Genomic DNA, 21,222 nt, shown 5'->3' on the forward strand with positions numbered 1-21,222 from the left:
TATTTCACCCGACCAGAGTACGTCGATTTTTATTGAAAACATAGGAGAACAACTCCTATGTTTTCAAACTTATGGTTCACTGACTAATCTTGATATATTTTTTAAAAGTATATTTCTTAGAAATTCTTTATATGATTCATCTGTATTTTTGTTCGAATGTTGAACTAAATAACCATTAAGTTGTGTGATTATAATAATTGCTCTTTCTTTATATTCTTCTGATGATATTTCATTATGAATGGGTAAAATAATTTTATATATAAGCTCAAGATTATACTTTTGTATGATTGACAAAGCCTCATATACATAGGGTAAATGATCTGAAATTGAAAAAAACTCTTTAAATGTATTGGTAATGATCGGTTTTTCTATTTCATAGATTATATTAGTAATAATATTCATAAAGCGATGTAAAGGTGCTTCATTTGCATTTAAATTGATTAAGATTTCAATTCGCTTTATGTAGTCACAAATTAATTTATTAAGCAGTGCCTTTAATAAAATATCTTTATTGGGGAAATAATGCTGTAGTGTACTTAAACTAATATTTGATTGATTAGCCACTCCTCTCATACTAAAGCCTGAATAACCCTTAGTAAGAAAAACGAGTTCAGCATTTTTTAAGATTTGCTTTATTCTTTCTTGTCCTTTTAATGTGGTAAAGGACTTCTTTATTTGCATAGTATCAAAGGTATCAATTTTGATCATTATCCAGCCTGTAAGTACTATTTAAAAAAAGGCATTCTAAACCATGAAATTAAAAAAATATAAATAAAATATTTAAATTCTATTAAACTAAATATAGGTCATATGACCGATAGTTCTCTAATATAGGTCATATGACTCAATTAAAAACAAAAAAATAGGTCAACTGACTTAATTTTGTTTGTGTAGTGTTGGTTAAAATAGGTCAAACTGCCTATTTTAATGTGGATAAATAATATTAAGTTTTATGGATTCTATAAATAATTGTATTTGAATGATAATTTAAGTTTTTTGATTAAAAAAAAGATATTTATTTTTTATAAATTTTAACCATTTTTTTAAAGTAGGGGTGGGTATTTAGTTAAGTGTTTTTTTAAGAGTTCAAAAAAAGATTTTAAATAACTCAACATAGTCTTTTTGTAATATATGTATACAAGTTAAATAATTGTTATTAAATTGTGAAAAGAATCACATAATAGTAAATACTAATTTGTTTTATATATAAAACAAATTGGTCATATTTTATTTATTAAGTCTGATTCATTTTGTTCTATAAATCTAATCATTATATATGTAGGTTATGAATATGAAAAACATTCAGAAATCACTTCTTGCAGCATTAATAGTTGCTGGTTATGCGGTAAATACTCAAGCAGCTGTTACAGGACAAGTTGACGTTAAATTAAATGTCTCAACAGGCTGTACTGTAGGGGGTAGTCAAACTGAAGGAAATATGAACAAGTTTGGTACTTTAGATTTCGGTAAAACTTCTGGTACTTGGAACAACGTATTAACTGCTGAAGTTGCTTCTGCAGCAACAGGTGGCAATATTTCTGTAACGTGTGACGGAACAGATCCTGTTGATTTCACAGTTGCAATTGATGGTGGTGAACGTACAGACCGTACTTTAAAAAATACCGCATCTGCTGATGTAGTTGCATATAACGTTTACCGTGATGCTGCGCGTACAAACCTATATGTTGTGAATCAACCTCAACAGTTCAGTACGGTGAGTGGTCAAGCTACGGCTGTACCAATTTTCGGTACAATCGCGCCAAATACGGGTACACCAAAAGCACAAGGCGATTATAAAGATACTCTCTTAGTAACAGTAAATTTCTAAATATAAAAAGAAATAATTAATTGAGTAGCAGGTTTGTTCGAGGTTGAATGAACCTGTTTTAAATGGAGGGGTGATGATATTTAAGCGCGGTTCAGCATTTATGTTCTTATATTTTTTAATATCCTCAGTGAATGCTGGAGAAATAGGAGCTAAATTAAATACACAAATTGAATTATTACCTTCTTGTTCTATTAATAATAAAGTTGTTGAAAATAATACGGCAAATTTAAGTTTAGGAACTATTGACTTTGGTGAAACGACAACTGCATTTAATGGAGTATTAGAGGCAAGTTTAGTTAATGGTGGGAATTCAGGTTTGCAGATTGAATGTTCTGGTATTTCAACTATAAAAATAACCTTTGGTTCTGGAAGTAATGATAGTAAAGTTCCTGCTTCATTTTCACAAAATTATTATCATGCTTTGAGTAATGGTAGAGACTTTGTTGCTTATAACTTGCTCTATGGTTTAAGTAAGCAAGTCATTAAAGCAAATGATGTATTTATTCTTAATGATATGAACATTAAAAAGAATATCGATGTTTTTGGTCAGGCAACCCATGATGGTAATCGTATATCTAAGGGTGAGTATACGGATATAGTGCCGATTACGATTGAGTTTTAAGAAAATGAAAGAATTTTGTTTTAAAGCAATATTTTTATTGTCGGTTAGTCCATTTATATATGCAGCAGATTCTCAATTAAATTCGAGTTTTAAAGTTCAAGCCAAAATTGAAAATGGATGCTCGATCGATAATGTTGAGCAGAAAATGGATTTTGGTCAATACTCGGCTTTATCCAAAGATAAAGTAATAGCGAATATTATAAATAGTGCAACTTCTTGGAATATTCGGTGTACCGAAAGCTTGCCTGTAAATATATCTATAGATGGTGGTCAAAACCTCGAGAATAATATTAGACGCATGAAAAATAATTCATCGTCTGATTATTTGTCTTATAAGTTATATAACTCGAGTAGTTTAACAAATGAATATATTGTAGGGAGTGCATATTTACTTCTTGCTACAACACCTACAAACCATCTGGCAAATTTTCAAATATATGGTGTCGTTGATTTAGGAAATAACAATGAATCACATACCGCCGGAATTTATAAAGATACTGTTTCAATAATGATTTCATGGTGATTTGTATGAACAATTCTGCATTTATTAAAAATGGCATTTTAAAAACTTTTTTATTTGCAAGTACATTATCACTTGTGACGCCTGTGATGGCTCAAGCGACTTTTTTAATTTGGCCAATTTATCCAAAAATTGAAGCCAACGAAAAAGCGACTGCAGTTTGGCTCCAAAATACGGGCAAGACCGATGCGATGGTTCAAATTCGTGTATTTAAATGGAATCAAGATAGTTCAAAAGATAACTATAGCGAGCAATCTGATGTTATACCAAGCCCACCTGTAGCTAAGATTAAAGCAGGTGAGAAGCACATGCTTCGCTTAACCAAAAGTGCCAATTTGCCAGATGGCAAAGAACAGTCATATCGCCTAATTGTAGATGAGTTACCGATTCGTCTTTCTGATGGAAACGAGCAGGATGCTTCTAAAGTGAGCTTCCAAATGCGTTACTCCATTCCACTTTTTGCTTATGGAAAAGGTATAGGTAGTGGATTAAATGAAGAAAGCCAAAAAGCGAATGCAAAAAATCCTTTAGCTAAGCCTATATTACAATGGTCAATTCGCAACAATGAACAGGGTCAAACTGAGTTATATCTTAAAAACAATGGTCAAAAATTTGCACGTCTTTCAGCACTCAAAACGTCAAAAACTGGCAATGATATTTCTTTAGGAAAGGCTGCATTTGGCTATGTTTTATCAAATAGCACCATGAAGTTTGCCATTGATAAGTCGACTGCAAATGAATTATTAAAAACTTCTAAAATTTATGGCGTTGATAGCTCAGGCATAAAACAAGAGTTGATCGATATAACCAAAATGGAGGATCCAAAATGATCCTTCGGCATAATAATTTATGCAAAAGTATTTTGCTAATTTTGTTGTCGGGTGGATGCTTAAATATTCCAAATATTGTTCTTGCTGGCGAATTGCCTCCACCACCAAAAGACATTAATGATATTAATCAACTATTTAAATTGTATCTTGACTTGGTTGTAAACCAATATTCAGTGCAACAAGTTGTCCCTGTTATTGTTAAAAATGATGAGTACTTTATACAAAAAAACAAGCTCATTGATGAGTTGGAAATTCAGATTCCTCAAGAATTATTAACCAATACTGAGACTGCCTTAACCAATCAAGATATCTTAACTTTGGGGTTTAGTGGCGATGCGAGTGACTGGATATCTTTAGATAAATTAAAAGATGTAAGCTATGAATATAATTCATCAAACCAATATTTTAAGCTTAACTTTCCACCTGCTTGGATGCCGACTCAAGTTTTGGGTAAAGACTCATGGTATAAGCCAGTTGTTGCTCAATCGGGTATAGGACTACTCAATAACTATGATTTTTATACTTATAGACCGTATCAAGGTGGGTCAACCAGCAGTCTATTTACCGAGCAGCGTTTTTTCTCACCGTTAGGGGTAATTAAAAACTCTGGTGTCTACGTCAAAAATCAGTATAAAAATGAAGGTAACGCTGAGTCTTTAGACAATGACGGCTATCGTCGTTATGACACATCTTGGCAGTTTGATAATCAAAAGAACGCTACCTCTTTCTTGCTGGGTGATATTATTACCGGAAGTAAAACCACGTGGGGGAGTTCGGTTCGCCTAGGTGGTTTTCAGGTACAAAGAAACTATTCAACCCGACCCGATTTAATTACCTATCCATTACCACAGTTTATTGGGCAAGCTGCATTGCCAAGCACAGTCGACTTAATTATTAATGGTCAAAAGACCAGCTCAACTGAAGTACAATCTGGCCCATTTATATTAAACAATGTTCCCTTTATTAATGGTAAAGGGGAAGCTGTTGTGGTCACGACCGATGCGGTCGGGCGTCAGGTTACTACGGCCGTTCCATTTTATATTGCAAATACATTGTTAAAGCCGGGACTATTCGACTATTCATTGTCGTTAGGGAAAATCCGTGAAGACTACGGATTGAAGAATTTTTCTTATGGGAAATTTGCAAGTGCTGCCGATGCCCGATATGGAGTAAATGACTGGTTAACTATAGAAGGACGAACCGAGCTTTCTTCAGACCTACAGTTATTCGGTGCAGGGTCTGTACTCAAACTTGCAAACTTAGGTGTGCTCAGTGCTTCTTTTACCCAAAGTAAAGCCGATAAGTCTATGTTTGATGATCGGACGAAAGACTTACAGGGTAAGCAATATACGATCGGGTACAGCTATAACCGTAATCGGTTTGGTTTTAGCATTAACCATAACCAGCGTGATGATGAATACACTGACCTTTCACGACTGCAATATAGCAATTTAATTTCGGTCAATAGTAATGAAAGTTTAACGGCTAATACTTACTTTGCGACCAAAAATTCAGGAACTTTTGGTGTCGGATATATTGATACCAAAGCAAATGACTTTAAAAACCGTTTCTTGAACTTGTCATGGGCGCCTGTTTTACCGACTTATATGAATGGCGTAACCGTTTCACTCAGTGCAAACCGTGATTTTATTGAAAAAGAGTGGAGTGCTGCATTTCAAGTTTCAATTCCATTGTTCCAGCGAAACGCTACTGTAAACTCAGGTTATGCATTTAATAAACAGGGCGATACTGGCTATATTAACTTCAACCGTTCTGTGCCATCCGAAGGTGGTTTCGGTGTCGATTTAACCCGACGCTATAACGAAAATAATGAAGATCTAAATCAGGCACGGGTCAACTACCGCAACGGTTATATCAATACTGACTTTGGTATGTCTGGAAATCATGACTATAACTACTGGTTCGGTTTATCTGGTTCCCTCATTTATATGTCAGGCGAAGTATTTGCTTCGAATCGCTTGGGTGAGTCTTTTGCATTGGTTGATACCAACCAAGTGCCAGATGTTTTGGTCAGATACGAAAACAGTTTAATTGGTCGAAGTAATAAAAAAGGCCATATTTTTGTACCATCCGTGACACCTTATTATTCGGGTAAATACAGTGTTGACCCAATTGACTTACCTTCAAACTTTACCATTACCCAAGTGGAACAACGTATTTCCGCTAAACGCGGCTCGGGTGTGGTGATTAAGTTCCCGGTTCATCAGTCTATTGCTGCCAACGTTTATTTGACTCAAGCAGATGGCAAACCTATACCTGTCGGTTCTGTGGTGCATAGAGCGGACCAAGAGTCGTCTTATGTGGGAATGGATGGCATTGTCTATTTAGAAAATTTAAAACCGAACAATACCGTAACGGTTCAACATTCGGATCAAAGTATTTGTAAAGCAGATTTTTCTGTAGATGTAGAACAGGCCAAGCAACAGATTGTGGTGGTTAAGCCTGTTACGTGTCATGAGGTATCTTTACCATGAATATAAAAACAAAAAAATTACTCAGCCATTTATGTCTGTTTTCTGGACTTATGCTGACTGGAAATTGGGCTCATGCTGCATGTAGCGTGAGTGCTTCTGGTTCATCTTCTATTTCAGTTCCGTCTATCTACTTAATGGAAAACGGTGAAAACTCTTCACAGTTTAATTCGGGATTATCGTGTAGTGGTTTTAGCTTAGCTTTGGCTAACATGACATATTTAAAATATCGGGTTGAGCAAATGTCTAATACATTTACCAATGCTCAAACCGGAGAAAAGCTCAATGCCATTATTTTAGACAGTAACAATGAAATTATTAGCTTAGGTCAAGAAAAAGACATGAGTAGCTTTACACTAGTCAATCTTTTTAGTGGCCCAGATGGTAATTTACCTTTCTATATACGACTTCCGGCAGGGCAAAGTGTCTCACCAGGTGTTTATCAAGCTGATTCGCCATTACAAGTAAAATGGTTTTATTCTGTACCTGCAGTTGCGATTGCGGGGATTGGGGTTTTCTTTGAAAGTCCGGGGTTTAGACGTGGTGCTTTGGGAATTGGTTTTAACTGGGGAAGTGGAGCAGACTCGACTGGCTCACTTTCAATTACCGTACTTCCAGACTGTCGAATTTTAACTCAAGACGTAAACTTCGGTACGGCAGCATTTGCTTCCAAACTTGAACCTGTTCAGTCGTCTATGGGAATTCGGTGCTCTGTAAATACCCCTTATTATGTGAGTTTAAATAATGGGCTTTCCCCGCAAAATGGTAACCAGCGTGCCATGAAGTCAGAAACGGGAAATACCTTTTTAAAATACGATATTTTTAAAAACTCATCGAATGATCGATGGGGAAGTGGTAACGAGCGTTGGTCGAGTTTAAATGCGACTATCAATCCGGGTGTACATAACGGAGTGACCCAGCAGAGCTATGTGTTTACCACAAAAATTGTCGATGAAAATGCAGACACCACTCCAGCGGGAACCTATCAAGACACGGTGACAGTACAAGTCGAGTTTTAGATTTTGTTTGTTTTACTAAGGATAAAAGCTCAGTTCATGGGCTTTTCTCTTTAAAAGAAATACTTAATTTTTATAAACTTACTCAAGTTCCAATTGATTATCATCTTTGGTGATTTTAATTTTTAATTTCTTATATTTTCGCTTATTTGGATCTAGTGCTGAGTTCATTACTTCATCAGCAAAAGGCGGGCACTGCATCAACCTTGCATAAGCCCTATACAATTAGATAACTTAAGCATAGTAGATTTAAACCTTGCGCAGTGTAGATGTTTATAATACACACTTCTTTAAATTGTGATGCAGTGCTCCAAAAATTACATTTTATGCAGCAAGTTTATTTTTGGGAAAATTACGGTATTTTTTAATTGAATTGTCATAAAGAAAGGCTAATTTAAACTCATAACAAAAATTGATGAAGATTGTTGCGAACAATAAAATCAAAAGCAATTTTCACAGACGTGGTCGTGAGGTAATTAGGGCTAATTCGAAAGAGTTGGCTTTTTTGTTTTAATCAATTTTTATCTGCAAATATTATTGTTAGTTGAAATGTTTAGCTTCTTTAAAGTTGAACTTGGTTATTATTAAGATTCAATATCTAATTGAATGAAAAACAATAATTATTTAACTATTTTCTATTCAACCTTACATTGACACTCTAAACCTTGCCGATTATCCTTTGCCTGCTGGCCTACATCGCCAGCGGGTTTTAGCAGACCCTATTTAACAAAGACGATATACGAAACCTAGTTTTGTGTATCGTGAACTCGTTCGCCCCCTTTTTCTCTATGGTAGGGCGGAAGGGGGACACCTTCGGGTGTGCTGGTTTCTTTGTTGCCAGTCTGCTAACCCTCTTTCGTCCTGCCACCATCATTTAGCAGTGATTGGTAGGATTTCTTGTACTAACAAAGGAGTCCGCCGTTATGCGTACTATTTCTTCTCTCTCGTTGGCAACCTTTGCCAAAATCTTTACATCTATACCCAACTGGTCTTTAAAACGTTTTAACCGACTTTAGGTTTCGATACCTTAAGAATCAGTACGACTAAAACATAGCAACAATAAGCCAGAGATAGGCGAGCACACTATTATTGTGCGGCTTTTGCATGCCTGTATTTAGCACTCATTTTAAGAGTGACGGCATTTTTCTCTCTTTTATATACAACAAAAAATTATTTTAAGCGGTATACATGAAAAATTTAGAATCTTCATTTAGAGCACTCAGAGTGCTTCACACAGCAAAAGACTTATTTAATTTATATGGATTTAATAAGGTGGGTATTGACCGCATTATTGCTGAGGCCAAAATTCCCAAAGCCACTTTCTATAACATCTTTCATTCAAAAGCACGACTCATCGAGATGAGCCTTACTTTTCAAACAGATGCACTCAAAGTAAAAGTACTTTCAATTTTCAATTCTTATCGTGAGCAAATGGTGCTCGATAAACTCAAGGAGATTTATTTTCTGCATGCCCATCTAGAGGGATTTTACCATTTGCCATTTAAAGCCATTTTTGAAATTGAAAAGCTCTATCCTAATGCCTATAAGGTGGTAATTGATTATCGTAACTGGTTAATTAATGAAATTCATAAGCTACTTTTAACGCTAAAATCGACTGCCTCAGTCCAAGATGCCTATATGTTTTTATTTTTGATTGATGGGGCAATGGTTCAGCTTGCAGGGAAGAATCAGATAGATGATCGAGATAAGCTTTGGGATTACTTTTTACTGATGATTTCTTTGGTTTAAATCAATTAAGGCCCCTTTTTAAGAAAGGGGTTTCTTATATACTTTTCTGTTATTTATATAATTTAATAAACTAGACCGTAGAGTCGTTATTCAATTTTCTCTTGAAGAAATGAGATTAGTTTGGCACATTGCTTAGACGTAGAATTTTATGCAAGCGTTGTAGCAAGCAGTTCTGACACAGTAAAAATTATAAATTTCAGAGTATAACTATGCGGCTTAAAGAATTAGCAGGTTGTGAGGAGTGCGATACAGTCTATCGTAGAACCCCGCTTGCTTATGGAAAAAGAGCTTATTGCGTATGTTGCGGCGCTGAACTCTATCGGCACACCAAGCCTTTTTCGACATTATTGGCTTTAATCTTAACGGCATTAATTGTATTTATTCTTGCCAATAGCTTTCCTATCGTAAAAATTGAATTACAGGGAAATATCTCTGAAACTACCTTACTTGGTGCGGTTTGGGTAATGTTTCATTATGATCGGGCTTTCGTTGGCATACTTATTTTAATTACTACTTTTATTGTGCCGCTTTCCTATCTTTTATTACTTTCCTATGTGTTAGGTACAGTGAGTATATTGAAGAGAAGACCCGTATTTTTGGTGATTGCCTTACGTACACTTTTTTTTATGAGAGTGTGGGGAATGGTTGAGGTATTTTTAATCGGGATTTTGGTCACGCTCGTAAAGTTAATAGGAATGGTGTTAGTCATTCCCGAGATTGCTTTATGGGCATTTGCGATCTTGAGTGTATTGTTGGTTTATATTACTTCCATAAAGGTGAGTGATATATGGAATGAAATTGATAGGTCACTGCCATGAAAACGATAAAAAACGTGACCCCAACAAAAAGCTCGCAACAAGGTTCGATAATTAAGCAATATCCAAGAGCTAAAGACCTGTCATTAATTGTGTGTCACTGCTGTGGTGTCGTAAATTCTGCTCAAAATGAAAAAAGACGTCTAGGCCAAAGCCATCAGGAGTTACGTTGTATTCGCTGTAATAGCGTACTGCATTCACGTAAGCCAGCGAGTTTAAATCGAACTTTTGCCCTAGTTGTGGCTGCAACTATTCTCTATATTCCAGCCAATGTACTTCCAATGACAGTAACTGACTCACTTTTAGGTAGTCAGCAAGATACCATCATGAGTGGTGTCATTTACTTTTGGAAAAGCGGAGACTATCTGGTATCTGTGGTCATTTTCATGGCCAGTATTTTTATTCCCATGCTAAAGCTACTGATTTTGTATTTTTTATTGGTAGCGGTATATCTTCAACAATCAGCAGCTTGGAAGTTTTTACCTGAGCAATGCGTTAAATTATATCGAATTGTTGAATTTATCGGTCGTTGGTCAATGATTGATGTGTTTGTGGTAGCACTCTTAACAGCGCTTATTCAGATTCAATCACTTGCTACTATTTTAGCAGGGCCGGGTTCGATTGCTTTCGGTGCGGTTGTAGTGTTAACCATGTTTGCATCGTTAAGTTTTGACCCACGACTTATTTGGGATAACTTTTACGCATCTCAAAATACAAATAAACCTTCTTCTTTTGCTTCAGAAAAACCAACGATTATTCAGGCAGAACACCCGCCGTTGAATAATGATTCCATTAATCCAAGTCAATAAAAGAACAATGAGTATGTCTGAAAATGAAATAACCCCTGGTAACTCAGATCGTCGTGATACCGATATTGAACTGGATAGCATGAATGATTTACCAGAACCTCAAGAAAAGAAAAGTCGGTGGAAGCCTCTTTTAATTTGGCTTATTCCATTAGTAGCTCTTTTAATCGCGCTTTCATTAGCGATAAAAGCGCTCTTGTCTCACGGCCCTACAATTGACGTCTCTTTTAGGACGGCTGAGGGACTGGTTGCTGGTAAAACAACGGTCCGTTATAAACAGGTGGATATTGGTTTAGTACGACAGATTGATCTTTCAGAAGACCGCTCACACGTGATTGCCAGAATTGATTTGCGTAAAGACGCGAGTAACTTTGCAGCAAAAGATTCACGGTTTTGGGTCGTGCGACCACGTATTGGGACGAGTGGGGTCTCGGGCATCGATACTTTATTGTCAGGTTCATATATTGAAGTGGATGGGGGCAAGTCTGAGGAGAAAAAACTTGAATTTACTGGGTTAGAGATACCGCCAGTTATATCTTCAGATGTGCCCGGAAAAATATTTTTCTTAAATGCAGACGATTTGGGATCTTTAGATGTTGGTTCTCCAATTTATTATCGTCGAATTAATGTGGGACAAATTACGGCCTATAAATTATCTGATGATGGTAAAACTGTAGAGCTGCAAACATTTATCCGCGCGCCGTATGACAAGTTTGTAACCACCGATGCACGTTTCTGGCAGGCAAGTGGGATTGATGTGACCTTAAATGCTTCTGGCTTTAATTTAGATACTCAGTCGCTTGCAAGTATTGTTGCGGGTGGTATTGCTTTTGGATACCCTGAAAACTCACATGCGACCACAGCAGCAAATCATAGCCGCTTTAATCTTTGGGATTCAAAATCTGATGCATTGAAAGATCCGGATGGACAACCTCGTGGTGTGATTATGTATTTTGATCATTCATTGCGTGGATTGGCAGTCGGTGCGCCAATTGACTTCATGGGCATTGAAGTTGGTAATGTTAAAGCGATTAATGCCGAATTTACTAACGACTATAAACAGATGCGTATGCGTGTTGATGCTGTCTTTTATCCTTCACGTGTTGAAAAAGGTTTGGCACTTAATCCGAATAGTGAAATCTTCAAAGACTTTGTTGAACATGGATGGCGTGCTCAAATGAGAACAGGCAACTTACTCACGGGTCAAAACTATATTGCCCTAGATAAGTTCCCTAAAGCTAAACCAGCCAAATTACAAATTTTGAGTGATGATCGCGTAGTGATTCCAACTACACAGACCGAACTCAGTGGCTTACAAGCACAAGTTTCTCAGATTGCTGACAAGTTAACGAAATTCCCGTTAGTTGAGATTGGGCAAGATGTACGTAAAACGCTCAACAATATGAACACAGCCATTGCCTCTACCGATAAACTGGTTAAACAGTTAGATGGAAAAGTTGCACCTGGTTTACAAGCAACGCTAGACGATGTCCGTAAAACGGTAAGATCATCTGAGTCTATTTTGTCGAGTGATGCGCCGTTACAACAAGATGTACGTAAAGCATTGCAGCAAATGACACGTGCGGCAGCTTCATTACAGTTAATGGCAGATTATATTGAACAACACCCTGAATCAATTATTCGTGGTAAAACACCAGAGACCGATGATGAAAAATAAAAACACTCTATCTTTTCAGCATCCTAAAGCAGCCAAATGGCTGCTTGGGAGTGGCCTGTTTTTAACGGCAGTTACCATGACGGCCTGCTCGAGTTCGCCAACACCAAACTATTATACGATGTCTCCTAAAATCACTGCGGCTACAAAAACAACTGTGCAGGTGATTGAAGTATTACCCGTCGGGATTCCAGACCGATTGGACCGTGCGCCTTTAGTGCTACAAGACAGTAGTGGTAAGTCTACGGTGTTAAATAATGAACGCTGGACATCGACTATGGGTACGCAATTACGCGATACCTTGTCGGCGGGTTTACAGCAAAAATTAGGGGCAATTGATAGTTATAGCAGTGGTCTTGCTGGAAACAACCAACCTTTATATCGAGTTTCTACAGACTTTTCTCATTTTGATATTGTAGATAAAAGTTATATTAATATTGCGGTGTCTTGGGTGGTGAAGCGTCAAATACCGCCAACTCAATTAGAGTCAAATAATGCAAAAGTCATCACTAATGCAGGCTCGCAGTTGAATTGTCGAATTGCGTTTAAGCAGCCGATTGATCAAAAAGCTAAAAAAATGGATGCGATTGTGAGTGCTTCAAATGAGGCCATGACTCAAATTATTAATACGGTTTCTTCTTCAATTGTGGCGCTGGATTCAAATAAAAAATCGGTTATTAGCAATGGTGTTTGTTCGTAAAATCAATCGCTTTTAATCAACCCCTTTATTTGTGCATAACAGATAAAGGGGTTTTCTATTTTAATTGCCTCGATAGGTTGAATAACCGTAAGGGCTGAGTAATAACGGAATATGGTAGTGGTTTACGCTTCCATCCACTTTAAAAATTACAGGTACTTCGGCAAAAAAAGTTTGTTGTTTGTTCTTTTTAAACCAGTCTTCAGTTTTAAAGGTAACTTTATAGACACCTTGCTCTAATTTTTTATTTTCTGGATAGAGAGCAGTAATACGACCATTTGAATCGGTCACTTGCTGGTTGAGTTTAACCCACTGGTTATTGCTGTTTTTTTCTAAAACAACTTCAACTTTTGAAGAGGGCAAACCCGTTTCTAGGTTTAACACATGCACACTTAGCGGATTAGTTTGTGCAAATGTAGCTGAAGCAATAAATAACGAAGATAAAGCAATAAATGATTTAGGCATGGTAAAGCTCCTTATGAATGAAAAATAGTTTCAATGGCTTTGCTTGCGCATTGATTGTCATTTTGTGCACCGCCAGCACCCGCAACGCCAATTGCGCCGATCACTTGATTCTCAAAACGGACAGGTACGCCGCCGCCTAACAAAAGTAAATTTGCTACGGTGGTTAAATTTTTTGCATCAGGGTTTTGGTTACTGTTTTGGCTTAAAACCAAGGTCGAGGTTTTGGTAGATAAAGCTGTATAGGCTTTTTTCTCGGCAGCCATTAAATTATGCGGGCCCACCAGCTCATGCCGTTCGGCAGTTAAAGGATTACCGCCACGATCTACAACAACGACCGCAATATTTTGATTTAGTTTTTTGCAGGCCTCTTTCGCACTGTCGGCTAGCAGATGCGCAGTTTTAAGATCTAACGAATAAACTTGATTCAAAGCAGGGGGCTGTGCAAAAGTACTATTACCGAATAGCAAGGCTGTTAACATCAGCCAGTTCAATTTTTTCATGATGATTGCCTCTATGTCGCTTTGAAAATCTTAAACAAATTGCTTAATTTCAAGCATGACAATCACATTACAAAGTTGTCATCTTTCTAATGAGTCTCTACAAAATGCGTATCCTTATTATTGAAGACGAGATCAAGATCGCCACATATTTGGTCAAAGGATTGAAAGAGTCTGGATATCAAGCGGAGTGTGTTCACTTAGGGCTGCAAGGTTTGGAAATGCTAAAGAGAGATCAATATGACTTACTTATTCTTGATGTCATGTTGCCGGACATAGATGGTTGGAGCGTATTACAGGTCTTACGCCAGTTTTCAAAAATTCCGGTGATTTTCTTAACAGCAAAAGATCAGGTAATAGATAGAGTTAAAGGTTTGGAGTTGGGTGCAGATGATTACTTGGCTAAACCATTTTCTTATATTGAACTGTTGGCACGTATTAAAAGCCTGTTAAGACGACAGCTATATCTACAACAAAATGAGCTGTCTATTAGTGATTTAAAAATGGATGTGGTCAGCCATAAAGTATGGCGTAACGGAAATTTAATTGAGCTGAGTAAGACCGAATTTAATTTGTTGCGTTACCTGTTGCTCAACAAAGAGCAAATCGTGACGCGCAGACAAATTGGCTCCGAAGTTTGGAATATTAACTTTGACACAGATACCAACTTTATTGATGTCGCTGTACGCCGTTTACGAAGCAAAATTGATGAGGGATATGAATTAAAACTCATTCATACCATACGTGGTTTGGGCTATAAAATTTCGGTTAGCTTATGAAATTTAAATTTCTGCGTTCTCTGGAAGTCCGTATTACATTATTGGTCACGCTTTGTTCTGCCTTAATTTTATGTTCAGTCGGCTTTATGACCTATTTGGGCATTAACCAGATTTTATTAAAGCAGCAAGATAAAGCTTTAGCAGACAGAATTAACCGTTTGGAAATTTTGCTGCAAGATAGCGAAAATGTAGAGCAAATCATTGCGCGCCCTAAACTGTATCAAAACATGCTCGGCAACCAAGACAATTTGTTTCTGCTCATTCATAAAGACAAAACTTTAATTAATATCAATCCACTGCATATTCAGTTACCTGAACTTGCACAGCGCAACAGTCTTCAATTTCAAGATTTAGCCAACAACTCATATTCAACACGAATTGCTTGGAAAACCATAAAGATTAATAACGAGCCTTATCTGCTCATTGCAGGTAAACAGTGGTTGGAACGCATCAATATTATTTTACCTTTTCAAGAAAGTCTCTTGATGTATGTGGTCGGGGGCGTGTTTGCAATCTTTGTGCTTTGCATTTTAGCGTGTCATTTAGGTTTACGGTCGCTGCAACAGCTTCGCAAGCAAACTCATTCTATTAACGTAAATCAGCTCCAGAAAAGATTAAACCTATCAAATTCTCCTTTAGAAGTTGAGCTACTTTCAAAAGATATAAACCACATGCTTGAGCGTATCGAAAAGGGCTATACGCAGCTCAACCGTTTTTCTGAAGATATCGCTCATGAGTTCCGTACGCCTTTAAATAATCTGATTGGGCAAACCGAGATTGCTTTAACTGGCGAACGCTCGGTTGAGCAATATCAAGATTTACTGGTGTCTCATTTAGATGATTACCACAGATTAAAACGCATGATTGATAGCATGCTTTTCTTGGCAAGAGCCGATCAGAAAATGGTTCTTGTAAACAAACAAGAAATAAACGTTCAAGACGTCATAGATGGCCTATGTCAGATTTTTGAATATCAAGCTGAAGAACAAGAGTGTCATTTTAGTTTTAACTTAGAGGCTAAAAATTTATTTGCAGATCCTGAGCTATTTCAAAGAGCAGTTTATAACCTGATTTTAAATGCGCTGGTTCACGGTGGTGACAAGCGGACTATTTATATCGCAACTAAACATAAGATGATTGAGCATAAGCAATGGGTCAGCCTGACTGTGGTAACGGGTGGTGTTTCAATTGCTGATCATCAACTTGAGCATCTTTTTGAAAGATTCTACCAATGTCACTCAAGTCGAAGTGATGAGAATCAAACAGGTGGATTAGGTTTGTCGATTGTTGCTTCTATTATGGATCTACATCATGGCCTCTATCGAGTTTATAACACGGTCGAGGGGGTGTGTTTTGAGCTTGATTTTCCAGTTGCAGATGCTGTAAAGAAATATAATTAAATCTTTATTAATATTCCTTAATTTGTAAAATTCACACTTTGTTCACAGCCCTCTAAAGTATGTTTAAACATATGAAACAAACAAAAGAGGGCAATCATGAAATTATTATTTAAGTCACTTGTCATCAGCAGCAGCCTTGCAGCGGTGAGCTTAATGCTTCCTTTGAGCACTTACGCCGACACAAATACGAAACCTGTCGCTGTTGAATCTATCGATATTAATAAATATGCAGGTAAGTGGTATGAGATTGCGCATTTACCCATGTTTTTTCAGCGTAATTGCGTAGCCAATACAACTGCAAACTATTCTATTAACGCGCACAAAAGCGTTGGTGTTTTAAATACTTGTACGACTAAAAAAGGCGAAATGATTTCATCTGAAGGGATTGCCTATCCGCAAAATGAAGGCAACAGTAAATTGAAGGTGAGCTTTTTACCTTCTGGTCTTAGATGGATTCCTTTTACAAAAGGGGATTACTGGGTTTTAAGAGTTGACCCAAATTATCAGGTCGCTTTAGTGGGTGGTCCAAGCCATAAATATTTATGGATTCTTTCTCGTAGCCCTCAACTTGATGAGGCGACATATCAATCTTATCTGCAAACCGCAAAAAGCTATGGCTACGACGTTTCTAAACTCGTTAAGACAACACAGTCTAAATAGTGAATGCTAGTTGCGTAGATGCTTATATTTATCTCGTAACCGAGTGAACTTCACATAAAATTCATTGCGCATTCTCTAAATTAGAACCAAAAGAAATGCTTTAGATCAGGAAGAATCAATGTCTAAATTTTTTCTGCGCTGGATCGATAGCTGGTCAGATTCAGGAAATGCGCAAGTGGGTGCTTCTAGCGAATATGTCATTGAAAAGAAAATTCAATGGTTAAGAATTATTCCTTTTATTTTATTACATATCGCTTGTTTAGCAGCGTTTTGGGTGGGCGTATCTTGGTTCGCTGTGTTCTTCATGCTGGGGTTTTATTTTCTTCGCATGTTTGCAATTACTGCTTTTTTCCACCGCTATCTTTCGCATAAAACTTTTCAGACATCACGTATTGTTCAATTCATATTTGTACTCATTGGAACCATGAGTGCACAGCGCGGACCATTATGGTGGGCAGCACATCACCGTTATCACCATCACTTTACCGACACCGATCAGGACCCACATTCAGCGAAAGCAGGTTTTTGGTATTCCCATGTTGGTTGGTTTTTAAATGAGCAAAATTTTGCCACTCGAAAAAAAGTCATTAAAGACTGGTTGAAATATCCTGAGCTGATTTGGCTGGACCGATTTAGTTTGCCTATTGTGATTTTGACGGCCTTAGCAATTTATGGCCTAGGTTCATGGCTTGCACAACATTTTCCTGAGTTGGGTACCAATGGCTTACAGCTTTTAGTGTGGGGATTTGTGATTTCCACTGTTCTATTAACGCATGCAACCTTGTGTATTAATTCACTCGCTCATCGTTATGGCTCACGTGAGTTTAATACTCCAGATGACAGTCGTAATAACTTCCTACTTTCTTTAATTACCTTGGGCGAAGGCTGGCATAACAACCATCACTTTTATGCGGGAAGTGTACGACAAGGTTTTCATTGGTGGCAGATTGATATTACGTTTTATGTGCTCAAACTGATGTCTTTATTTGGTTTGGTATGGGGATTAAAGCCAGTACCAGACAAGGTTTATCAATATAAAAAGATTAAAAATTTATCGATAGAAAAAATTGAAAACGGTGAAGTGTTATGAAAATTGCCATTATTGGTTCAGGTATATCTGGACTTTACGCAGCTTGGAGATTATCAAAACAACATCAGGTCACTGTGTTTGAAAAAAATAACTATTTTGGTGGTCATACTGACACTCACGAGCTAGAGATAGAAGGTGCTAAAGTCGCGGTAGATAGTGGTTTTATCGTTTTTAATGACTACAACTATCCGTTATTTACCGACATGCTTAAAAAATTAGGTGTAGAGACTCAAAGTAGCGATATGAGTTTTTCAGTGAATAATCTGGTCAGTGGACTTCAATACAATCCTTCAAAAAAGTGGTCGCTCTTTGCCCGTCCGCAGAACTTTTTAAACCGTAAATTCCTGCAAATGCTCTCAGATTTGCTGCGTTTTTATGATGATAATAAAGATATAGATGTTACAGATATTGATCCTAATTTATCGATTGAAGAGTATTTGGACCTCCATAAATATAGTCATGAGTTCCGTTATGAGCATCTTTATCCGATGTGCGGTGCCTTATGGTCGGCTCCGGTTGAGCAAGTAGGACAAATTCCATATCGATTTGTGGTGAGCTTTTTTCAACATCACCGCATGTTACAGCTAAAAGAGCGGCCGCAATGGCAAACGGTTAAACACGGTTCAGCAAGTTATATTCGTGCTATTCAAAAGAATTGTCCATCCATTGAGTGGAAATTTGCAGAAGTAAAAGCTGTAAGCCGTTCGCACGAAACAGTTTTGATTGAAACCGTTGAGGGGCAAGCCCAATACGACTGGGTGATTTTTGCAAGCCATGCTGACGATAGCCTAACCCTAATAAAAGATAGTTCTTCGCTTGAACAGGAAATCTTAAGCCAATTTGGTTATCAAGATAATCGAATGGTGGTTCACCGTGATCTTTCAATTATGCCTAAAAGCCGTTTGCAGTGGGCAAGCTGGCATGTACATGTAACTCCTACATCTCAAGTCCAAAACGAAGTATCCGACATACATTATGGTTTTACCTACTGGATGAACAATTTACAGAATTTATCCTGTGCTACTCAGATTTTTTCTACGTTAAATCCGAATATGAAAATTAAAACTGAAGACATCTTGGTTGAGCGTAAATATCGTCATCCTGTGTTTGATGCAAGAGCGATTCAAGCTCAATCTCGTTGGCAAGAAATTAATGGACAAAATCGGACTTCGTTCTGTGGAGCGTATTGGGGCTGGGGGTTCCATGAAGATGGTGCCCGCAGTGCAGCACGTGTTGTAGAGCAACTTTTAGCGTTATAAAAATAGGTAAGGAGCTTTCAAATGTTATTAAATAAACTAGCTATCGCTCCTGCACTTATTCGTCACAGACGCTATAGCCCGAAACCGCATCAATTCACATCGACCTTGAATTATTTATGGTTCGATCCAGATCAATTAGATGATATTACAAAAGATTGCTCACTTTGGTCGACTGATCATTGGAATGTACTAACACTATCTGAAAAAGATTTTTTAAATATGTATCGCGGTTCTATAAGAGATAGAGTCGAGAAAGCGATACTGCAAAATAACAACTCACATCTTCGGCCAGACTGGCAAATCAGAGTCTTGGCTTTGCCTCGTTGTTTGGGTTTTAGGTTTAATTCGGTCGTATTTTATTTTGTTTTAAATAAAACTGGAAAACCCATATTTATTGTCAGTGAAATTACCAATACCCCGTGGAATGAACGAAAAGTTTATATACACGACTGCTCAAAACAACAAAGAAATATGGATGATTATCAGAGTTTTGATTTTCATTTTGAAAAATCATTTCATGTTTCGCCGTTCATGCCCATGCAGTTGACTTATCAATGGCGGTTTAGTTTTTCAGATCAGCAAAATGTCATTCACATGCAGCTCTTTGAAGATCAAAAACAACTCTTTGATGCCACTATGCGCTTTGAACTTGTGCCCATCACATTTCCTTCACAGCAATATCGATATGCTCTTAATAACAGCCTAGCGCCTTTTAAAATGCTGTTTTCAATATATGTAGAGGCATTTAAGTTGTGGCGAAAAAAAGTTCCATTTTATCGTCATCCTAAAAAGATAAAGGTAGATAAGACATGATAAAAACATTTCTTTATGGTGAAGATGACTCACTACCGTTACTGCTCAAAAGTCTTCTTAAATTACGTCATGGACAGATTACTTTTCAGGGCGCGTGGAGTGGTACGGTTGGTGAAGTATCAGACTTGCATGCTGTAATTGAAGTTCACAATCCTTTGCTTATGGATCTCATTTTGAAAAATGGTGTTTTAGGGGCTGCGGAAGGCTATATCCGTGGTGACTGGAGCAGCGAGCAACTTGTAGAGTTGATTCAGATATTGGCACGTAATCGAGATGTACTAGACCAACTTAATCAAAATGTTATTGCTCAAGCGAGCCAGTTTTTTCTTAAGGCTTGGTATCAAAATCGAAAGAATTCTATAAGTGGCAGCCGTAAAAATATTGCTGAGCACTACGACTTAAGCAACGACTTTTTTAAATTATTTTTAGATCCATCTTTAATGTACTCGAGTGCAGTTTTTGAAAATGAAAATATGACACTCGAAGAAGCATCAGATCTAAAAAAAGAGATCATTTGTAAAAAGTTAGATTTAAAACCAATGGATCATTTGGTTGAAATTGGAAGCGGTTGGGGCGGTTTTGCAATTTATGCGGCTGAGCATTACGGCTGTAGAGTGACCACCATTACCATTTCACAAGCTCAATATGATGAAGCCGTTATCCGTGTAAATGAAGCGGGTTTGGCACATCGAATTGATGTGCAACTCAAAGACTACCGCTTACTTGAAGGAAAGTTCGACAAGCTTGTTTCAATTGAAATGGTTGAGGCTGTTGGAGCGCAATATTTGCCGACATATTTTGATCAATGTAAAACACTGTTAAAACCAAAAGGTCTAGCCTTTATTCAAGCCATTACCATTGAAGATTTTCGATATAAAAAAGCATTAAATACAGTTGATTATATTAAGCGCTATATTTTCCCTGGTAGCTTTATTCCTAGCGTGAGTGTATTAACTCAAACCGCCTCTGAAAGTGGTTTAAGGCTAAAGCATTTAAATGATATCGGTTTAAGTTATGCACAAACAATTCATCACTGGCGAGCACGGTTTTTAACCGCACGAGAAGAAGTATTGGCTCTGGGTTTCGATGAAAACTTCATTCGCATGTGGGATTTCTATTTATGTTATTGCGAGGGTGGTTTTAAAGAAGGCGTGATAAGCAATGTTCACTTGTTGTTTGAAAGTAGCAGTTACTAACTCAAACAGCTCA

Annotated in this window: 21 protein-coding genes; 18 read left to right on the top strand and 3 right to left on the bottom strand. The window is 37.2% G+C overall.

Going from position 1 to position 21,222, the window contains the following annotated elements:
* Positions 1–69: 69 nt before the first annotated feature.
* The gene (locus POD11_RS03205) at positions 70–708 is read right to left on the bottom strand and encodes a TetR/AcrR family transcriptional regulator (RefSeq protein WP_262456312.1); all 639 of its coding nucleotides are present in this window, start codon (positions 706–708) and stop codon (positions 70–72) included.
* A 583-nt stretch (positions 709–1,291) separates the two neighbouring features.
* On the opposite strand from POD11_RS03205, the gene csuAB reads away from it, so the two are divergent.
* The 11 genes from csuAB (at position 1,292) to POD11_RS03260 (ending at position 13,053) form a co-directional block, all read left to right on the top strand.
* Complete coding sequence (csuAB, locus tag POD11_RS03210; protein WP_262456313.1) at positions 1,292–1,828, top strand: Csu fimbrial major subunit CsuAB; 537 nt, start codon at positions 1,292–1,294, stop codon at positions 1,826–1,828.
* A 73-nt stretch (positions 1,829–1,901) separates the two neighbouring features.
* On the top strand, positions 1,902–2,450 hold the full coding sequence (locus POD11_RS03215; protein ID WP_262456611.1) for a spore coat U domain-containing protein: 549 nt from the start codon (positions 1,902–1,904) through the stop codon (positions 2,448–2,450).
* A gap of 4 nt (positions 2,451–2,454) precedes the next feature.
* On the top strand, positions 2,455–2,973 hold the full coding sequence (locus tag POD11_RS03220) for a Csu type fimbrial protein (protein ID WP_262456314.1): 519 nt from the start codon (positions 2,455–2,457) through the stop codon (positions 2,971–2,973).
* Positions 2,967–3,800 (top strand): fimbrial biogenesis chaperone, encoded by an 834-nt coding sequence (locus POD11_RS03225; protein ID WP_262456317.1) that lies wholly within the window; start codon positions 2,967–2,969, stop codon positions 3,798–3,800. The genes POD11_RS03220 and POD11_RS03225 overlap by 7 nt, the downstream gene beginning before the upstream one ends.
* Positions 3,797–6,295: a Csu fimbrial usher CsuD gene (csuD, locus tag POD11_RS03230; RefSeq protein ID WP_262456318.1), complete on the top strand. Its 2,499-nt coding sequence runs from the start codon at positions 3,797–3,799 to the stop codon at positions 6,293–6,295. Before POD11_RS03225 ends, csuD begins: the two co-directional genes overlap by 4 nt.
* A complete protein-coding gene (csuE, locus tag POD11_RS03235; protein WP_262456319.1) occupies positions 6,292–7,311 on the top strand; it encodes a Csu fimbrial tip adhesin CsuE in 1,020 nt (339 codons plus the stop codon). Before csuD ends, csuE begins: the two co-directional genes overlap by 4 nt.
* A 1,185-nt stretch (positions 7,312–8,496) precedes the next feature.
* Positions 8,497–9,057, top strand: a complete 561-nt coding sequence (locus tag POD11_RS03240) for a TetR/AcrR family transcriptional regulator (protein WP_016140527.1) — start codon at positions 8,497–8,499, stop codon at positions 9,055–9,057.
* 209 nt (positions 9,058–9,266) lie between these two features.
* Positions 9,267–9,875 carry a paraquat-inducible protein A gene (locus POD11_RS03245; RefSeq protein WP_016140528.1) on the top strand — a complete coding sequence of 203 codons (609 nt, stop codon included), beginning with the start codon at positions 9,267–9,269 and terminating at the stop codon, positions 9,873–9,875.
* The gene (locus POD11_RS03250; RefSeq protein ID WP_016140529.1) at positions 9,872–10,681 is read left to right on the top strand and encodes a paraquat-inducible protein A; all 810 of its coding nucleotides are present in this window, start codon (positions 9,872–9,874) and stop codon (positions 10,679–10,681) included. Before POD11_RS03245 ends, POD11_RS03250 begins: the two co-directional genes overlap by 4 nt.
* A 7-nt stretch (positions 10,682–10,688) precedes the next feature.
* Positions 10,689–12,356 (top strand): PqiB family protein, encoded by a 1,668-nt coding sequence (locus POD11_RS03255; protein WP_262456321.1) that lies wholly within the window; start codon positions 10,689–10,691, stop codon positions 12,354–12,356.
* Positions 12,346–13,053, top strand: coding sequence for a PqiC family protein (locus POD11_RS03260; RefSeq protein ID WP_262456323.1), 708 nt, complete (start codon positions 12,346–12,348; stop codon positions 13,051–13,053). The genes POD11_RS03255 and POD11_RS03260 overlap by 11 nt, the downstream gene beginning before the upstream one ends.
* 60 nt (positions 13,054–13,113) lie before the next feature.
* Here the strand turns inward: POD11_RS03260 and uraH are convergent, their stop codons facing one another.
* Positions 13,114–13,515, bottom strand: a complete 402-nt coding sequence (gene uraH / locus POD11_RS03265) for a hydroxyisourate hydrolase (RefSeq protein WP_239977060.1) — start codon at positions 13,513–13,515, stop codon at positions 13,114–13,116.
* 11 nt (positions 13,516–13,526) lie between these two features.
* Positions 13,527–13,994 (bottom strand): GlcG/HbpS family heme-binding protein, encoded by a 468-nt coding sequence (locus POD11_RS03270; RefSeq protein ID WP_080649582.1) that lies wholly within the window; start codon positions 13,992–13,994, stop codon positions 13,527–13,529.
* Positions 13,995–14,119: 125 nt separating this feature from the next.
* Here POD11_RS03270 and POD11_RS03275 point away from each other — a divergent pair, with 125 nt between their 5' ends.
* From POD11_RS03275 to POD11_RS03305, 7 genes are all read left to right on the top strand, one after another.
* A complete protein-coding gene (locus POD11_RS03275; RefSeq protein ID WP_262456325.1) occupies positions 14,120–14,791 on the top strand; it encodes a heavy metal response regulator transcription factor in 672 nt (223 codons plus the stop codon).
* Positions 14,788–16,191, top strand: coding sequence for a heavy metal sensor histidine kinase (locus POD11_RS03280; protein ID WP_262456327.1), 1,404 nt, complete (start codon positions 14,788–14,790; stop codon positions 16,189–16,191). The genes POD11_RS03275 and POD11_RS03280 overlap by 4 nt, the downstream gene beginning before the upstream one ends.
* Before the next feature lie 96 nt (positions 16,192–16,287).
* Positions 16,288–16,851 carry a lipocalin family protein gene (locus POD11_RS03285; protein WP_262456328.1) on the top strand — a complete coding sequence of 188 codons (564 nt, stop codon included), beginning with the start codon at positions 16,288–16,290 and terminating at the stop codon, positions 16,849–16,851.
* Between the two features lie 118 nt (positions 16,852–16,969).
* Complete coding sequence (locus tag POD11_RS03290) at positions 16,970–17,941, top strand: acyl-CoA desaturase (protein ID WP_262456330.1); 972 nt, start codon at positions 16,970–16,972, stop codon at positions 17,939–17,941.
* Positions 17,938–19,200 (top strand): NAD(P)/FAD-dependent oxidoreductase, encoded by a 1,263-nt coding sequence (locus tag POD11_RS03295; protein ID WP_262456331.1) that lies wholly within the window; start codon positions 17,938–17,940, stop codon positions 19,198–19,200. Before POD11_RS03290 ends, POD11_RS03295 begins: the two co-directional genes overlap by 4 nt.
* A gap of 21 nt (positions 19,201–19,221) precedes the next feature.
* Positions 19,222–20,013, top strand: coding sequence for a DUF1365 domain-containing protein (locus tag POD11_RS03300; protein WP_262456332.1), 792 nt, complete (start codon positions 19,222–19,224; stop codon positions 20,011–20,013).
* The gene (locus POD11_RS03305) at positions 20,010–21,209 is read left to right on the top strand and encodes an SAM-dependent methyltransferase (protein ID WP_262456334.1); all 1,200 of its coding nucleotides are present in this window, start codon (positions 20,010–20,012) and stop codon (positions 21,207–21,209) included. The genes POD11_RS03300 and POD11_RS03305 overlap by 4 nt, the downstream gene beginning before the upstream one ends.
* Positions 21,210–21,222 lie beyond the last annotated feature (13 nt).

Source organism: Acinetobacter sp. P1(2023), from assembly GCF_028367635.1.
In the GTDB taxonomy this organism is placed as follows: domain Bacteria; phylum Pseudomonadota; class Gammaproteobacteria; order Pseudomonadales; family Moraxellaceae; genus Acinetobacter; species Acinetobacter pittii_E.

Excerpts from the sequence above, each read along its gene's own strand:
- POD11_RS03305 (WP_262456334.1), top strand. The coding sequence starts at position 20,010 with ATGATAAAAACATTTCTTTATGGTGAAGATGACTCACTACCGTTACTG.
- POD11_RS03220 (WP_262456314.1), top strand. The coding sequence starts at position 2,455 with ATGAAAGAATTTTGTTTTAAAGCAATATTTTTATTGTCGGTTAGTCCA.
- POD11_RS03240 (WP_016140527.1), top strand. The coding sequence starts at position 8,497 with ATGAAAAATTTAGAATCTTCATTTAGAGCACTCAGAGTGCTTCACACA.
- POD11_RS03245 (WP_016140528.1), top strand. The coding sequence starts at position 9,267 with ATGCGGCTTAAAGAATTAGCAGGTTGTGAGGAGTGCGATACAGTCTAT.
- POD11_RS03295 (WP_262456331.1), top strand. The coding sequence starts at position 17,938 with ATGAAAATTGCCATTATTGGTTCAGGTATATCTGGACTTTACGCAGCT.
- POD11_RS03205 (WP_262456312.1), bottom strand. The coding sequence starts at position 708 with ATGATCAAAATTGATACCTTTGATACTATGCAAATAAAGAAGTCCTTT.
- POD11_RS03275 (WP_262456325.1), top strand. The coding sequence starts at position 14,120 with ATGCGTATCCTTATTATTGAAGACGAGATCAAGATCGCCACATATTTG.
- POD11_RS03280 (WP_262456327.1), top strand. The coding sequence starts at position 14,788 with ATGAAATTTAAATTTCTGCGTTCTCTGGAAGTCCGTATTACATTATTG.
- POD11_RS03270 (WP_080649582.1), bottom strand. The coding sequence starts at position 13,994 with ATGTTAACAGCCTTGCTATTCGGTAATAGTACTTTTGCACAGCCCCCT.
- POD11_RS03285 (WP_262456328.1), top strand. The coding sequence starts at position 16,288 with ATGAAATTATTATTTAAGTCACTTGTCATCAGCAGCAGCCTTGCAGCG.
- csuE (WP_262456319.1), top strand. The coding sequence starts at position 6,292 with ATGAATATAAAAACAAAAAAATTACTCAGCCATTTATGTCTGTTTTCT.
- uraH (WP_239977060.1), bottom strand. The coding sequence starts at position 13,515 with ATGCCTAAATCATTTATTGCTTTATCTTCGTTATTTATTGCTTCAGCT.
- POD11_RS03300 (WP_262456332.1), top strand. The coding sequence starts at position 19,222 with ATGTTATTAAATAAACTAGCTATCGCTCCTGCACTTATTCGTCACAGA.
- csuD (WP_262456318.1), top strand. The coding sequence starts at position 3,797 with ATGATCCTTCGGCATAATAATTTATGCAAAAGTATTTTGCTAATTTTG.
- POD11_RS03250 (WP_016140529.1), top strand. The coding sequence starts at position 9,872 with ATGAAAACGATAAAAAACGTGACCCCAACAAAAAGCTCGCAACAAGGT.
- POD11_RS03255 (WP_262456321.1), top strand. The coding sequence starts at position 10,689 with ATGAGTATGTCTGAAAATGAAATAACCCCTGGTAACTCAGATCGTCGT.
- POD11_RS03215 (WP_262456611.1), top strand. The coding sequence starts at position 1,902 with ATGATATTTAAGCGCGGTTCAGCATTTATGTTCTTATATTTTTTAATA.
- POD11_RS03260 (WP_262456323.1), top strand. The coding sequence starts at position 12,346 with ATGAAAAATAAAAACACTCTATCTTTTCAGCATCCTAAAGCAGCCAAA.
- POD11_RS03290 (WP_262456330.1), top strand. The coding sequence starts at position 16,970 with ATGTCTAAATTTTTTCTGCGCTGGATCGATAGCTGGTCAGATTCAGGA.
- csuAB (WP_262456313.1), top strand. The coding sequence starts at position 1,292 with ATGAAAAACATTCAGAAATCACTTCTTGCAGCATTAATAGTTGCTGGT.
- POD11_RS03225 (WP_262456317.1), top strand. The coding sequence starts at position 2,967 with ATGGTGATTTGTATGAACAATTCTGCATTTATTAAAAATGGCATTTTA.